This is a genomic window from Pelagibius sp. CAU 1746 (assembly GCF_039839785.1).
Taxonomy (GTDB): domain Bacteria; phylum Pseudomonadota; class Alphaproteobacteria; order Kiloniellales; family Kiloniellaceae; genus Pelagibius.
Map to the genome: position 1 here is coordinate 588,583 of NZ_JBDOQT010000002.1, position 15,054 is coordinate 603,636.

The 15,054-nt window shown below is 66.2% G+C and carries 13 protein-coding genes; 5 read left to right on the plus strand and 8 right to left on the minus strand.

Annotated elements, in window-relative coordinates; all coding sequences use genetic code 11:
• Positions 1-6: 6 nt before the first annotated feature.
• From cobW to AAFN88_RS19570, 4 genes are all read right to left on the minus strand, one after another.
• Positions 7-1,056, minus strand: coding sequence for a cobalamin biosynthesis protein CobW (cobW, locus tag AAFN88_RS19555; protein WP_347522332.1), 1,050 nt, complete (start codon positions 1,054-1,056; stop codon positions 7-9).
• A gap of 167 nt (positions 1,057-1,223) precedes the next feature.
• Positions 1,224-2,621: an NAD(P)(+) transhydrogenase (Re/Si-specific) subunit beta gene (locus AAFN88_RS19560; RefSeq protein ID WP_347522333.1), complete on the minus strand. Its 1,398-nt coding sequence runs from the start codon at positions 2,619-2,621 to the stop codon at positions 1,224-1,226.
• Positions 2,622-2,638: 17 nt separating this feature from the next.
• Positions 2,639-3,049, minus strand: a complete 411-nt coding sequence (locus tag AAFN88_RS19565) for an NAD(P) transhydrogenase subunit alpha (protein WP_347522334.1) — start codon at positions 3,047-3,049, stop codon at positions 2,639-2,641.
• 5 nt (positions 3,050-3,054) lie between these two features.
• Positions 3,055-4,287: a Re/Si-specific NAD(P)(+) transhydrogenase subunit alpha gene (locus AAFN88_RS19570; RefSeq protein WP_347522336.1), complete on the minus strand. Its 1,233-nt coding sequence runs from the start codon at positions 4,285-4,287 to the stop codon at positions 3,055-3,057.
• A 333-nt stretch (positions 4,288-4,620) separates the two neighbouring features.
• Between AAFN88_RS19570 and AAFN88_RS19575 the strand changes: the two genes are divergently transcribed.
• The 3 genes from AAFN88_RS19575 (at position 4,621) to AAFN88_RS19585 (ending at position 7,828) form a co-directional block, all read left to right on the plus strand.
• The gene (locus tag AAFN88_RS19575; protein ID WP_347522339.1) at positions 4,621-5,526 is read left to right on the plus strand and encodes a sulfotransferase; all 906 of its coding nucleotides are present in this window, start codon (positions 4,621-4,623) and stop codon (positions 5,524-5,526) included.
• Positions 5,523-6,125, plus strand: a complete 603-nt coding sequence (locus AAFN88_RS19580) for a DNA polymerase III subunit epsilon (protein WP_347522341.1) — start codon at positions 5,523-5,525, stop codon at positions 6,123-6,125. The genes AAFN88_RS19575 and AAFN88_RS19580 overlap by 4 nt, the downstream gene beginning before the upstream one ends.
• Positions 6,126-6,310: 185 nt before the next feature.
• A complete protein-coding gene (locus tag AAFN88_RS19585) occupies positions 6,311-7,828 on the plus strand; it encodes a pyridoxal-phosphate dependent enzyme (RefSeq protein WP_347522342.1) in 1,518 nt (505 codons plus the stop codon).
• Positions 7,829-7,861: 33 nt separating this feature from the next.
• On the opposite strand, the gene AAFN88_RS19590 is transcribed toward AAFN88_RS19585, so the two are convergent.
• The 3 genes from AAFN88_RS19590 to AAFN88_RS19600 all read right to left on the minus strand — a co-directional run bounded on the left by AAFN88_RS19590 (position 7,862) and on the right by AAFN88_RS19600 (position 12,097).
• Positions 7,862-8,554, minus strand: a complete 693-nt coding sequence (locus tag AAFN88_RS19590) for a hypothetical protein (protein ID WP_347522344.1) — start codon at positions 8,552-8,554, stop codon at positions 7,862-7,864.
• Between the two features lie 148 nt (positions 8,555-8,702).
• Positions 8,703-10,157, minus strand: coding sequence for an AarF/ABC1/UbiB kinase family protein (locus AAFN88_RS19595; protein WP_347522345.1), 1,455 nt, complete (start codon positions 10,155-10,157; stop codon positions 8,703-8,705).
• A 50-nt stretch (positions 10,158-10,207) separates the two neighbouring features.
• On the minus strand, positions 10,208-12,097 hold the full coding sequence (locus AAFN88_RS19600) for an alpha/beta fold hydrolase (RefSeq protein ID WP_347522347.1): 1,890 nt from the start codon (positions 12,095-12,097) through the stop codon (positions 10,208-10,210).
• Between the two features lie 236 nt (positions 12,098-12,333).
• On the opposite strand from AAFN88_RS19600, the gene AAFN88_RS19605 reads away from it, so the two are divergent.
• The gene (locus AAFN88_RS19605; protein WP_347522349.1) at positions 12,334-12,867 is read left to right on the plus strand and encodes a DUF2975 domain-containing protein; all 534 of its coding nucleotides are present in this window, start codon (positions 12,334-12,336) and stop codon (positions 12,865-12,867) included.
• 10 nt (positions 12,868-12,877) lie between these two features.
• A complete protein-coding gene (locus AAFN88_RS19610; RefSeq protein ID WP_347522351.1) occupies positions 12,878-13,108 on the plus strand; it encodes a helix-turn-helix transcriptional regulator in 231 nt (76 codons plus the stop codon).
• 7 nt (positions 13,109-13,115) lie between these two features.
• Here the strand turns inward: AAFN88_RS19610 and AAFN88_RS19615 are convergent, their stop codons facing one another.
• Positions 13,116-14,906: a M3 family oligoendopeptidase gene (locus AAFN88_RS19615; RefSeq protein WP_347522352.1), complete on the minus strand. Its 1,791-nt coding sequence runs from the start codon at positions 14,904-14,906 to the stop codon at positions 13,116-13,118.
• Positions 14,907-15,054: the final 148 nt, after the last annotated feature.

Sequence of the window (15,054 nt, forward strand, 5' to 3'; positions counted from 1 at the left end):
TGTTTCCTAGCCTGCGAAGGCCGCGCGGATCGCCGCCTCGTCCAGGCCGGTCTCGCCGATGAAGACGAGGCGCGTGGCGCGGCTCTCTTCCGGGCGCCAGTCGCGGTCGTAGTAGTGCTGCAGGCGCTCGCCCACGCCCTGCACCACCAGGCGCATGGCCTTGCCGGTGACGGCGGCGAAGCCCTTCACCCGCAGCACGCCGTGGGCGGCGATGACCGGGCGCAGACGCTCCAGCAGGGCGTCGGGGTTCTCCGTTTCCCCCAGTTCCACCGAGAACGACGTGAAGTCGTCGTGGTCGTGCTCGCCCGCTTCGTCGTGGTGCGACCGGCGGCTGTCCAGGTCGTCCTCCGCCGCCGCGTCGAGGCCCAGCAGCACCGCGGCGTCGATGGCGCCGTGGCTGGCGCGCAAGGTCTTGACCGCCGGGCGCAGATGGCGGGCGACGGTCGCCTCGACCTCGGCCAGCAGGGCGTCGTCCAGCAGGTCGGCCTTGTTGATCACCACCATGTCGGCGCAGGCCAGTTGCTCCTCGAAGAGCTCTTCCAGCGGCGTATCGTGATCCAGGGTCTCGTCCGCTTCGCGCTGGGCGGCCACGGCCTCGGGATCGCCGGCGAAGAGGCCGTCGGCCACGGCGGGCCCGTCGATCACCGTGATGACTCCATCCACCGTGGTGCGGGTGCGCACCTCCGGCCAGGCGAAAGCTTTTACGAGCGGCTTGGGCAGCGCCAGGCCGGAAGTCTCGATGACGATGTGATCGGGCGGCTCCGGACGGTCCAACAGGGCCTGGATGGTGGGCAGGAAGTCGTCGGCCACGGTGCAGCAGATGCAGCCGTTGGCCAGTTCCACCACGTCGTCATCGCCGCAGTCCTCGATGCCGCAGCCCTTCAGGATTTCGCCGTCAACGCCCAGATCCCCGAACTCGTTGATCACCAGGGCGATGCGGCGCCCCTGGGCATTCTGGAGCAGGTGGCGGATGGCGCTGGTCTTGCCGGCGCCGAGAAACCCGGTGATGACGGTCGCGGGGATCTTACCCGCAGGAATCTTAGGGATTTGGGACATGCTTACCTGAACCTGAGCCTCAATTCGCGCTTTGCCCGGAGGGTGAACCGGAAGCGGCCCCGGATCAAGTCCGGAGCCGCTCCAGGAGAGTCGAATTTGAGACCGGAAGGCCCTGTCCGGGCTGTCCCGGCAGCGACAACTTTGCGTTCAGGCCGGCCCTGATCCCCCTAGTCCTGTTCCAGCGCCTTGACGATGTCCTCGCACATCTTCTTGGCGTCGCCGAACAGCATCATGGTGTTGTCGCGGAAGAACAGCTCGTTCTGCACGCCCGCGTAGCCGCTGGCCATGGAGCGCTTGACGAAGAGCACCTGCCCGGACTTGTCGACGTCGAGGATCGGCATGCCGTAGATCGGCGAGGCCGGATCGGTCTTGGCCGCCGGGTTGGTGATATCGTTGGCGCCGATGACGAAGGCCACGTCGGTGCCGGCGAAATCGCGGTTGATCTCGTCCATCTCGAAGACCTCGTCGTAGGGTACGTTGGCCTCCGCCAGCAGCACGTTCATATGCCCCGGCATACGCCCGGCCACCGGGTGAATGGCGTAGCGCACGTCGACGCCCTTGGCTTTCAGCAGGTCGGCCATCTCGCGCAGCGCGTGCTGGGCCTGGGCCACGGCCATGCCGTAGCCCGGGATGATGATGACCTTCTCGGCATTGCCCATCAGGAAAGCCGCGTCGTCGGCCGCGCCCGACTTCACCTGGCGGTCGTCGTCGCCGGCGGCGGCCGCCGCCGCCGTCTCGCCGCCGAAGCCGCCGAGGATGACGTTGAAGATCGAGCGGTTCATCCCCTTGCACATGATGTAGCTGAGGATGGCGCCCGAGGAGCCGACCAGCGCGCCGGTGACGATCAGCAGGTTGTTCTGCAGGGTGAAGCCGATGCCGCAGGCCGCCCAGCCGGAGTAGGAGTTCAGCATCGACACCACGACCGGCATGTCAGCGCCGCCGATCGGCAGGATCAGCAGGAAGCCGAGCACCAGGGCCACCACGACGATGAGCCAGAAGACCACCGGCGATTGGCCGAGGCAGAGCCAGACGATGAGCGCCACCAGCAGAAGACCCAGCGCCGCGTTCAACGGATGCTGCAGCGGGAAGACCAGAGGCTTGCCGCTCAGCAGGGCCTGCAGCTTGGCGAAGGCGACCAGCGAGCCGGTGAAGGTGATGGCGCCGATGGCCACGCCCAGCGACATTTCGATGAGGCTGGCGACCTTGATGTCGCCGGGCACACCGATGCCGTAGGCCTCCGGCCGGAAGAAAGCCGCCGCCGCCACGAAGACCGCGGCAAGACCGACCAGGGAGTGGAAGGCCGCCACCAGCTGCGGCAGGGCCGTCATCTGGATCTTCAAGGCGATCGCCGTGCCGATGGCGCCGCCGATGAGGACGCCGGCGATGATCAGCCCGTAGCTCACCACCCCCGGCAGGGCCAAGGTGGTGAGGATGGCGATGGTCATGCCGACCATGCCGTAGATGTTGCCCATGCGGCTGGTCGTCGGATGCGAGAGGCCGCGGAGCGCCAGGATGAAGCAGACGGAGGCGACGAGATACAGCAGCGCTGCGAGATCAGCGTTCATGATGGTCCAGCCCCCCCTTACTTCTTTTTCTTGAACATGGACAGCATGCGCTGGGTGACGATGAAGCCGCCGAAGATGTTGACCGACGCCAGGATCACCGCCAGCACGCCCATGACCTCGCTGAAGCCGAAATCCGCCGGCCCCGCGGCAATCAGGGCGCCGACGATGATGACCGAGGAAATGGCGTTGGTCACCGCCATGAGCGGAGAGTGCAGCGCCGGCGTCACCCGCCAGACCACGTGGTAGCCGACGAAGACGGCCAGCACGAAGACGGTGAGGCCCACCACGAGAGTACCGGAGCCCTGCGCCGCCGCGGACTCGGCGGACATCCGCCCGGCCTCGACCGCCAGGGACGCCACGTCGTTGGCGAGATCTTGCGCCTGATTGGCGATCTCCGCGGCGCGTTCAGAGAAGGTTTCGTTGGCCATGGGCGTCAGCCTCCCTGTCCGTCGCTAGAGTCATCGGATTTTTCCTCTTCGGCCGCCGGCTCGGCGGGTGCTTCCTCCCCGGGTACGTCTTCCTGGGGCGCCTCTTCCTGGGGCGCGAGGGCCGGATGCACGAGCTTGCCGTCGCGGATGATGCAGGTGTCGGCGACGATCTGGTCCTCCCAGTTCACCGCCAGCTTCTTCTCTTCCTTGTCGACCAGAAGCTCGATGAAATTGTAGATGTTGCGGGCATAGAGCGCCGAGGCGTCGGCGGCCAGGCGGCTGGGCACGTTGACGTAGCCGACGATCTTCACGCCGTTCACGTCCACGACCTTGCCGGGCTGGGACAGCTCGCAGTTGCCGCCGGTCTCGACCGCCAGGTCGACGATCACAGAGCCGGGCTTCATGGACTCGACCATCTCCTTGGAGATCAGCTTCGGCGCCGGGCGGCCCGGAATCAGGGCCGTGGTGATGACGATGTCCATCTTGGCGATGGTCTCGGCAATCAGCGCGGCCTGCTTCTTCTGGTACTCGGGGCTCATCTCCTTGGCGTAGCCGCCGGCGGTCTCGGCCTGCTTGAACTCCTCGTCCTCGACCGCGACGAACTTGCCGCCCAGGCTCTCCACCTGTTCCTTGGCCGCCGGGCGCACGTCGGTGGCCGAGACGATGGCGCCCAGGCGCTTGGCGGTAGCGATGGCCTGCAGGCCGGCGACACCGGCGCCCATGACCAGGGCCTTGGCCGGCGGCACTGTGCCGGCCGCGGTCATCATCTGCGGGAAGGCCGAGCCGTAGGCCGCCGCGGCGTCCAGCACCGCCTTGTAGCCGGCCAGGTTCGATTGCGAAGACAGCACGTCCATGGACTGGGCGCGGGTGATGCGCGGGATGAGGTCCATGGCGAAGGCGGTCACGCCGGCGTCCTGCAGCGGTTTCAGCTCATCGCCGGCGCGGAAGGGATCGGCGATCGAGATGACCAGGGTGCCGGCTTTCAGGCCCTTGGTCTCCTCCGGCAGCGGACGGCGCACCTTGGCGACCACGTCCGCCGAGCCGAAAGCCACAGTGGCGTCGGCGGCGATGGCCGCGCCGGCCGCCTCGTACGCGGCGTCGGGAATGGCCGCGCCCAGCCCTGCGCCCTTTTCGACAGCGACCTCGAAGCCCAGGTTGATGAGCTTCTTCACTGTCTCGGGCGACGCCGCGACACGCGACTCGTCCGGGCGCTGTTCCTTGGGAATAGCGATCTTCATACCTGGAATGTCCCCTTGTGTGCCCCGATATGTGCCCAATTATACCCAAAATGCCGCCTGAGAAGCCCCCAGACTGCCAAGAACCGGTATTAAGCCCCTCTCAGTCAAAGCAATCGGCCCTTTGACCCAGGACGGATCATGTTAATGACGGTCGGAACGGCGCGATTCAACCTTATTCTTGCGGGTGGGCAGCCGTTCAGACCGGTTCCCTGCCCGCAGGCGGCGATCGCGGACTGAGGACCAGACCGGAGAAGCCGGCAAGCGGTGGACATCCGCCAGCCTGGCCGATAAGAGGGACGCTGAACAGTCCACCAGAGCGTGAGGACCGGCGACGTGAAGCTGCTGTCAGAGGCCGAGGAACTCCAGAACCTGATGGAGAACCTCGGGACCTTCATCGTAACCGGGGTCACCAAGTCCGGCACGACCTGGCTGCAGCGCATGCTGGACAGCCACCCGGAGATCGCCTGCGGCGGCGAGAGCAAACTGAACGTCTTCCTAGCCCGGCTGGCCCCGGCGCTGCGCGCCTACAACGAGGCGCTGACCAAGACCAACGCCAAGATCTACAAGGAAGGGGCGGTCTACCAGCCCGTGACCCAGATCCAGGCGTGGGCGGTCATGCAGTACCTCTTCCTCGACCGCCTGGCCGCCGTGCGCCGCACCGCCGAGGCTGCGGGCAAGCTGAGCGCCCTGAAGTGGATCGGCGACAAGGATCCCGACTACAAGCGCGAGCTGACCTCCTGGCGGGCCATCCTGCCGGAGACGCGGGTGGTGAGCACCACCCGCGACGGGCGCGACTGCTACGTCTCCCTGTGGTTCCACCTCTACCCCGAGCGCGAGCCCCTGGCGGCCGAGAACCGCGGCGACTTCGTCGGACGCATCCAGGGCCACGCCGCCACCTGGCGCGACACCATGGCGAAGTTCGAGAAGGACGCGGCCGACCACCCCGGCCGCCACTTCGCCGTGCGCTACGAGAGCCTGCTGGAAGATGCGCAAGGGGAGATGACCAAGCTCTTCGAGTGGTTCGGCTGCGACGCCTCCGAGGCCACCGTCGCCGAGGTGGTCGCGCGCAACGCCTTCGCCGTCGCCTCCGGCGGGCGCCAGCCGGGCGAGGCAGACCCCAGGAGCTTCCTGCGCAAGGGCATCGCCGGCGACTGGAAGAACCACTTCGACGAGGAGTGCAACCGGCTCTACTGCGAGGTGGCGGGCGAGGCCCTGACCGCCGCCGGCTACGAAGTATGAGATATCCCCTGCCCAACCCCGTCTACGTGGTCACTGACATCGAGGTGAACGGACCGACGCCGGGCGAACATTCCATGCTGGCCTTCGCCTCCGTCGCCGTCGATGCGGCAGGCGGCGAGATCGATACCTTTGAAGCGGTGCTGGAAACCCTGCCTGACGCGGGCGAGAACCCCACCACGATGGAATGGTTCAAGAGCTTCCCGGAAGCCTGGGCCGCCGCGACGACGAACCCTGAGCCGCCGCAGACCGTGATGGAAAGCTACGTTGACTGGCTGCGGGGCCTGCCGGGCCAGCCCATCTTCGCCGCCCACCCCCTGGCCTTCGACGGCGCCTGGATCGACCACTACCTGCGCCGCTTCCTCGGCATCCGCCTGCTGAAGGGCCCCTGGGAAGGCGAACCGCTGTTCTACACCGCCGGGCTCTGCCTACAGGCCTTCGCCGCCGGGCGCACCGGCTGGGACTTCTCCGCCTGCTTCACCGGCGGCTACCCGCCGGAGTGGCTCGGTCACGTACCGCACAGCCACATCTCCATCGACGACGCCCGCGGCTACGCCAACCTGCTGCGCACGCTGCTGCAGATGAAGCCGCCAGCAGGATAACAGCGGCCTCACAATGCAACCTGCACCTGCGGGCCGCGCGGGTAACGAAGGTTTCCGCGCACTGTTTCAATTGAAACCTTGCCCGCCGGCGGCGGTGCGCGCTCTGATAAGGGCCGTTCCACTCCGCCGGAAGGAGTCTCCGGCGGCAAGTTGACCTCCCTGGCGAGGAAACCGCGGAGATGCCGATGAGATACGAGAGCATCCTGGAGACCGTGGGCGGGACCCCGGCCGTACGCATCAACAAGCTGGCGCCCGGGGGCGTGAACCTCTACGCCAAGCTGGAAGCCTTCAACCCGATGGGCTCGGTGAAAGACCGCCTGGCCCTGGGCGTGATCGAGGACGCCGAACGCAGCGGCGCGTTGAAGCCCGGCCAGACGGTGGTCGAGGCGACCAGCGGCAACACCGGCATCGGCCTGGCCATGGTCTGCGCCCAAAAGGGCTATCCCCTGGTCATCGTCATGGCCGAGAACTTCAGCGTCGAGCGGCGCAAGCTGATGCGCTTCCTCGGCGCCAAAGTGATCTTGACCCCGGCGGCGGAAAAAGGCACCGGCATGCTGAACAAGGCCATCGAGTTGGCCGAGAAGCACGGCTGGTTCCTCTGCCGCCAGTTCGAGAACGAGGCCAACGCCGACTTCCACTCGCGCACCACGGCGCGCGAGATCCTGGAGGACTTCGCCGATGCACCGCTCGACTACTGGGTCACCGGCGCGGGCACCGGCGGCACCTTGAAGGGCGTCTCGCGCGTGCTGAAGGCCGAGAGCCCGAACACCAAGATCATCGTCTGCGAGCCGGACAACGTGCCGATCCTGGGCAGTGGCATTCCCATGCCGGAGACCCCCGGCGAGAGCCATCCCCTGTTCCGCCCGCATCTGATGCAGGGCTGGACGCCGGACTTCATCCCGCGCCTGACCGGCGACGCCCTGGCCGACCACAACGTCGACCGTATCCTGCCGGTCGGGGGCGAGGAATCGCTGCGCCTGGCGCGCGATCTGGCCTTGAAGGAAGGCATCCTGACCGGCATCACCGGCGGCGCCACCCTGGCCGGCGCCCTCCAGATCGCCAAGGAAGCGCCCGTCGGCAGCACCATCCTCTGCATGCTGCCGGACACCGGCGAGCGCTACCTCAGCACGGTGCTCTTCGAGCACGTCTCCGTCGACATGACCGCCGAGGAGATCGAGATCTCCAAGTCGACGCCGGCCGCCCGCTTCGACCGGCCTTCCGCTCCGCCGGCCGCCAAGCCCGAAGAGGCGAAGCCGGCCGCCGCTGCGGCGAAGGATGCCGAGGCCGAGGCCACCCTGGCCGAGGTGCTGGGCGACACCGACAAGCCGGTGGTCATGTTCGCCCTGGAATGGTGCGAGTTCTGCTGGTCGGTGCGGCGCTTCTTCGCGCGTCTCGGCATCGACTACCGCTCCGTCGACCTCGACTCGGTGGCCCTGCAGGAGAACAACATGGGCGGGCGCATCCGCGCCGCGGTCAGCGCCAAGACCGGCATCCGCACCATCCCGCAGATCTTCGTCGGCGGCACCCTGATCGGCGGCTGCACGGAGGTCTTCGACGCCTACAAGAGCGGCGCGCTGCAGAAGCTGCTGGAAGAAAGCGGCGGCGCCTACGACAGGAAGGCGCAGCTCGACCCCTACGGCTTCTTCCCGGCCTGGCTGCAGTCCCGCCAGGCGGTGGCGCAGAGCGACGAAGCGGCGGAGTAAAGGCTAGAACAGCAACTCCACGGCCGATGGCATCTAGTCGGAACAGTACTTTCGAGTATTCGTGAAGCTGGCTCTCACATCGCGGATGTAGCCGAGAGGAGTCACACCGCCGAGAAAGTAGACTTCTCCCTGGTCGCCGACCGTCCCTTCCAGGGCGTCCAAGGCTGCATCCGCGGCAGGGTCGCACATTCGGCTCAAGGCAATGACAGCCGCCCCGAAGGTCGGCGAATCTTGCTGCTCTGCCACAGCATAGATCGCCGGTACGTCTTCAGCCGTATCCAACAGGCCGAGGGTCAGGATAACTTGTCCCAAGGTGTGCCCGCTGGTATCCGCCATTCGGCCGCGCAAATAAGTCGCTATACCAGCGACATCAGCATCCAAGAGGCCGTTCCGGTCGGCCTGCAAAAGGATGTTCGCCATCTCGACCCTCACGGCCGGAAAACTGGCCGTCTCCCAGTCGACGTCGGGCAAGGCACGCCGGTCCTGTCGCCAAACCGCCTGCACTACGGGAAGGATGGAGTCCTTGTGGCGCATTCTCTTGATGGCATTGGTCACCATGAGAATCCCATCGATGTCCTTTGAGTTCAGGGCCGCAGTCAGCTCTTCCCGCGTGACGGCGGCAGCATTGTCGACCGCGAGGGCCGTCGCGCCGATGGCCGCAGGGACCAACAGAGAAGCAACCGCCAGGATTCTCACAGCGAAACGCCTTGGCATTTTCTTTTCCACTATCTCGGGTTGCCCGCAGCCGCACCACCTGAGGCAACGACAGTGCCCAAATGGGGTGCACATTCAAAGGCAAAATGAATGGGAAGATTTCATCCTTAGCGGGTTAATTCTTCGCTAAGATCCAGCGGCAGCAAGTCAGGCCATTCTCTCACTCCGGCAGCGGCAGGTTGCGGGCCTTCAGCACCTTCTTCTGACGCTTTTCCAGCTTCTTGACGTCGAAGTCGCGGATCAGGTCGTGGAACATCTGGTGCCAGTTGATCTCGGCGTCCAGGTGCATGAAGACCGAGCCCAGGCCGATGGCGGCGCGGTCCATGAGCACGAACTCGCGCGGCGGCTTCACGCCGCCGAGGCGCCGCAATTCCTTGTGTACCTCACCGGCCACTTTGGCGCCGTAGAGGCTGCCCTGCTCACCCATGATCTTCTGCGGCTTGTCCTCCAGCAGCGGGGCGTAGAGGAAGGCGGCCCAAAGGTTCAGCGCCGCCAGCAGGTCTTTGCTCAGGTTCGTGAAGCCCCAGGTGCGGTAGGCCTCCACCGCCAGCTCGGGATCGTCGCGCTCCAGCGCGAAATAGAGGTCGATGACGCCCTTGACGAACTTCGGCTGGAAGACGCGGATGCAGCCGAAGTCCAGCAGGTTCACGGTGCCGTCCTCGCGGAAGGTGTAATTGCCCAGGTGCGGGTCGCCATGGATGATGCCGTAGAAATAGAAAGGCACGTACCAGCAGCGGAACATGTTCATGGCCACGGCGTTGCGCTGCTCCACCGTGACCTCGCCCTTCACGAAGTCGAGCAGCGGATGGCCTTCCAACCAGGTCATGGTCAGCAGACGTTTGGTGGAAAGCTCCGGCAGCAGGTCGGCGACGTGCACGCCGGGCTCGTCGCGCAGCATGTCCTGGTAGAGCTGCATGTGGCGGCCTTCACGCGCGTAGTCCAGCTCCTCGCGCAGGCGCTCCGCCAGCTCGTGGTAGATGTTCGAGGGGTCGATGGCGCGGTCGTAGCGCCGGTAGATACCGAAGAGGATCTTAAGCTGCTGCAGGTCGGCCTCCACGGCCGAGAGCATGTCCGGGTACTGCAGCTTGCAGGCCAGGAGACGGCCGTCCAGGGCGACGGCGCGGTGCACCTGTCCCAGGGAGGCGGCGGCCGCGGCCTCGCGCTCGAAGGACTTGAACTTCTTCTCCCAGTCCGCGCCCAGCTCGCTGCGCATGCGCCGCTTCACGAAGGGCCAGCCCATGGAGGGTGCGTTGGACTGCAGCTGGCGCAGCTCCTCGGCATACTCACGCGGCAGGGCGTCGGGGATGGTGGCGAGGATCTGCGCCGCCTTCATCAGCGGCCCCTTGAGGCCGCCCAGCGCCGCCTTCAGCTCCGAGGAGTGCTTGCCGCGGTCGAGACCGATCCCCAGATAGCGGGCGCCGACCACCTGGGCGGCGAGGCCGCCGACGGAGCTGCCCACCTTGGCGTAGCGGCGCACCCGGCCGGAAAGGCGCGAGTCCTCCGCGCCAAAGTCCTCGTCATCGGGCCCCGGCTCTTCGTGATCCTCTTCCCGGCTGTCCTGCTCTTGGCTGTCGTGCTCTTGGCTGTCGTGCTCTTGGCTGTCGTGCTTGGGCATGCCCTAGAAGGTGGGCGTGCCGGCCCCGGAAGTCCAGAGCCCACCGCACGTCAGGGCTGCAGCACATAGCGGCCCGGCGCCGCCTCCAGTGCCGGATAGCCGGCCTCGGCCTTGCCCATCGGTGGCGGATCGACCGGCGCTCCCGAGTTTTTCGCCAGCCAGGCCTGCCACTCCGGCCACCAGGAGCCCTTGTGCACCGGCGCCGCGGCGCGCCAGCGGTCGGGATCAATGTAGCCCTCGTGGTCGCGCAGCCGGGCGGTCTGGTAAATGCGGCGCGGATGGCCCGGCGGGGTCACGATGCCGGCGTTGTGGCCGCCGCTGGTCAAGAGGAAGGTCACTTCGGTGTCGGTCAGCAGCACGATCTTGTAGACCGAGCGCCAGGGGGCGACGTGATCCTTGGCCGTGCCGACCGCGAAGACCGGTTGGCGGATGTCCGTCAGCGCCACCGGCCGCCCTTCCACCTCGAAGCGGCCCTCGGCCAGGTCGTTGTTGAGGAACAGGCGGCGCAGGTATTCCGAATGCATCCGGTAGGGCATGCGCGTCGCATCGGCGTTCCAGGCCATGAGGTCGGTCTGGTTGCTGCGCCGGCCCAGGTAATAGTCGTGCACCAGGCGCGACCAGATGAGGTCGTTGGAGCGCAAGAGCTGGAAGGCGCCGGCCATCTGCGTGGTGTCCAGGTAGCCCTGCGACCACATGATGTCTTCCAGGTAGGTGAGCTGGGCTTCGTCGATGAAGAGCATCAGTTCGCCGGCCTCGGTGAAGTCGGTCTGCGCGGCCAGCAGGGTCACTGTCTTCAGGCGCTCGTCCTTGTCGCGCGCCATGGCCGCCGCGGCGATGGACAGCAGCGTGCCGCCCAGGCAATAGCCCGCGGCGTGGACTTTTTGGTCCGGCACGATCGCGCCCACCGCGTCCAGCGCCGCCATGACGCCCAAGCGACGGTAGTCGTCCATGTCCAGGTCGCGGTCCTCGGCGCCAGGGTTCTTCCAAGAGATCGCGAAGACCGTATGACCCTGGGAAACCAGGAAGCGGATCAGCGAGTTTTCCGGCGAGAGATCCAGGATGTAGTACTTCATGATCCAGGCCGGGACGATCAGCACCGGCTCCGGATGTACCTGCCCGGTCGCAGGGCTGTACTGGATCAGCTCGATCAGGGCGTTGCGGTAGACGACCCGGCCCGGGGTCACCGCCAGCTCCTTGCCCGGACGGAAATTCTCGGTGCCCGCAGGGCCGCGTCCGGTGAGACGGCGCTCCATATCCTCCAGAGCGTTCAGCCAACCCTGATAGAGGTTGGCGCCGCCCTGCTCCAGGGTCTCGCGCAGCAGCAGCGGATTGGTCATCACGTAGTTGGAGGGCGAGAAGACGTCCAGCAATTGGCGCGTGGCGAAGGACACCACCGCCTCGTGATGAGTGGAGACGCCGCGTACGCCTGTTGTGGCCTGCTGCCACCACTTCTGGGTCAGCAGGAAGCCCTGGGTGATCATGTCGAAGGGGGGCCGGCACCAGGCTTCGTCCTGGAAGCGCTTGTCGCGGTGCTCCGGTTGGATGCAGGGTTCGCAAACCTCGCCGGCGGCCGAGCGTGCCGCACTCAGGGACAGCCTGACCATCTCGGACCAGGCTTCCTGCATCAGTTGCGCCTGCTTGCCGGGCGCTCCGGCCAGGTGCATCCACCAGTCGGTATAGGCCAGGCCCAGGGCTGCCGGCGAGATGCCCGCCGTCACCCGCGCGAGGCCGGCGTGCAGCATGCGGTCCAGGGCATCGCCGCCCAGAACGCCGGGCAGCGGCGGCGGGCTGGGCGCCACTTCGATGCCGGTCCGATGCCCGGCCACGTCGGGCAGGCGCGCAGGATCCGGCGCCTCGGTCGGCGCCGCGGGCGCACAGGGCCGCGGCAGGGGCTTGCCGCCCTCGGCAGCGAGCTTCAAGGCTCTTTGCTTCGTCGCCAACGAAATCTCCGCGCTGCTGGTAGCACCACAACTGCCGAATGGTAGCGTCAATAGACTACATAGGTACGGCAAAAGCCTTGCGCCAGATCACTTCGCCGCACCAGTCCGGCTCTCATTCGCCTTGGTGCGCCATGACGCAAAATGCCTCGACATGAATTCGTGTTTTACAGGAAGAAATTATTGTATTACGATATTTTTATATGATGAAACATGAATGTTTGAGGCACATGAAAGCTATGCGACAAGCTGCTGTCGAGCGAATCTGTTTCCTGATGGTCGGCATCACCGCGATCATGATGGCGGGTATCGCAGGGGCCTACCTCAACCTTTGGATCGACCGGGAAAGCCTGCGGGCCATGGTCGAGACCGAGATCCTCACGCCGGACACCGCCTACGCACTGACGAACCTGACCGTCACGGCGGGACTGCTGGTCGGCGCCATCCCCGCGGGACTCTCCCTCTGGGGCCTGTGGAATGCCGCGCGGCTGTTCTTCGGCTACAGCAAGGGTGCCGTCTTCACCGATGCCGCCGGCCACCGCCTGAAACGCATGGGGATGGCCCTGGCTTTGCTGCCGGTCGCGCAGATTGCGATCACGGCAGCGCTGTCGCTGATCTTCACGATGGACAATCCCGCCGGCCAGCGCCAGCTCTCGATCACCCTCAACCAGACCCATCTGCTGGTCGGCATCGCCGGCTGCATGTTGATCGTGATCGGCTGGGTCATGGCCGAGGCCACGCGGATCGCCGACGACAACCGGCAGATCGTCTAGGCGACCCCCAATGGCCATCGTCGTCAATCTCGACCTCATGCTGTCGAAGCGGAAGATGCGCTCGAAAGCTCTCGCCCAGGCAATCGGCATAACCGAGCAGAACGTCTCGCTGCTGAAATCGGGCAAGGTGAAAGGCGTGCGTTTCGAGACGCTGGAGCGGATCTGCCAGGCGCTGGACTGCCAGCCCGGCGAGCTGCTGGAGTGGCGGCCGGACAGGCCGGAGCCGGACGGAGAGTCCTGAAGAAGGCCTAGTCCATCTCTTCCAGCTCGCCGATGAAACGCTCGACGAGCTGGAGTCCGCGCGCCCAAAAGGCCGGGTCCGAGGCGTCGAGCCCGAAGGGGGCCAGCAGTTCCTTGTGGCGCTTGCTGCCCCCGGCGCGCAGCATATCCAGGTACTTCTCCGCGAAGCCCGCTTCGGCCCCCTCGTAGACCGCATAGAGCGAATTCACGAGGCAGTCGCCGAAGGCGTAGGCATAGACGTAGAAGGGCACGTGGATGAAGTGCGGGATGTAGGCCCAGTAGTTGCGGTAGTCGCCGTCGAAGGCGATGGCGGGGCCGAGGCTCTGCCGCTGGGTCTCCAGCCAGATCTCGCCCAGGCGGTCGGGCAGCAGCTCGCCGGAGCGGCGCTCGTCGTGCACCCGCGTTTCGAACTCGTGCATGGCGATCTGCCGCACCACGGTGTTCAGCATGTCCTCCACCTTGGAGGCCAGCATGACCTTGCGCAGCCTGGGCTCGGACTCCGCCTTCAACATGGTCTGGAAGGTCAGCATTTCGCCGAAGACCGACGCGGTTTCCGCCAGGGTCAGCGGCGTGTCGGCCATCAGATGGCCCTGCGGACCGGCCAGCACCTGATGCACGCCGTGGCCCAGCTCGTGGGCCAGGGTCATGACGTCGCGGGCACGCCCCTGGTAGTTCAGCAGCAGATAAGGATGCGCCGAAGGCACGGTGGGATGGGCGAAGGCGCCCGGCGCCTTGCCGGGGCGCACCGGGGCGTCGATCCACCGCTTCTCGAAGAACTGCTTGCCGATGGCCGCGAGAGCCGGCGAGAAATCGTGATAGGCGTCCAGCACCAGGCGTCGCGCATCCTGCCAGGGTATGATCCGGTCGTCGTCTTCGGGCAGGGGTGCGTTGCGGTCCCAGTAGGACAGCGTGTCGCCGCCGAACCACTTGGCCTTCAGTGCGTAGTAACGATGCGAGAGACGCGGATAGGCCTGATGGACCGAGCCGACGAGGGCGTCGACCACCTCATCCTCGACGAAGTTGGCGAGATTGCGCGAAGAGACCGGTCGCGGGAAATCACGCCACTTGTCCTCGATCTCCTTGTCCTTGGCCAGGGTGTTGGTGATCAGCGCGAAGACGCGGGCGTTGTCGCCCAGCACCTTGCCGAGGGACTTGGCCGCCTCGCGCCGCGCCGCCGGATCACGGTCGGTCAGGCGGTTAAGGATCTCGGCGGAGGTGAGTTCCTGGCCCTGGAAAGGAAAGCGCAGAGCGGCCATGGTCTCGTCGAAGAGACGTGTCCAGGCGGCGCGCCCGGCCACGTACTTCTCGTGCAGCAGGCGCTCCATCTCGTCGGAAAGCTGATGCGGGCGCATGGCGCGCAGGTCGCGCAGCCAGGGCGCATAGCGGGCCAGCGCCGGCGCCTTCAACTTCTCCTTCAACTCCGCCTCGTCGATGCGGTTCAGCTCCAGCGTGAAGAACACCAGGTCGGTGGAGATTGCCGTGCACCGCTCCTGCATCGACTGGAAGAAGCGGCCGATCTTGGGGTCGCTCATATCGCCGGAGTAGACCAGCTGCGCGAAACTCATGACCCGGCCCAGGGTCTCCTGGATCGCCTCGTAGTCGGCGATGGCCGCGCCCAGCGCCGCCCCATCCAACCCGGCCAGCCTGCCGGCAAACCGTGACTGGAACGCCGTGGACCGCGCGGCGGCGTCCTCCAGGTCGCTCTGCAGCGCAGGCGAATCGAGGCCGGAATAGAGATCCGCCAAGTTCCAGGCGGGCAGCTCACCGAGGTTTTCGTCGGTCACAGGTTTCGGATTCAAGAACACACCTTCAAAGCTTCTGCCAAAGCTTCTGCCAAAGCTGCTGCCAAAGCTTCTGCCAAAGCCGCGGCCAGAGCTGCTGGCGAAAAATCGGCTGACGGGACGGTCCGCCGCCCCAGGTATCGCACGAATTGGTTAAGATGTCGGC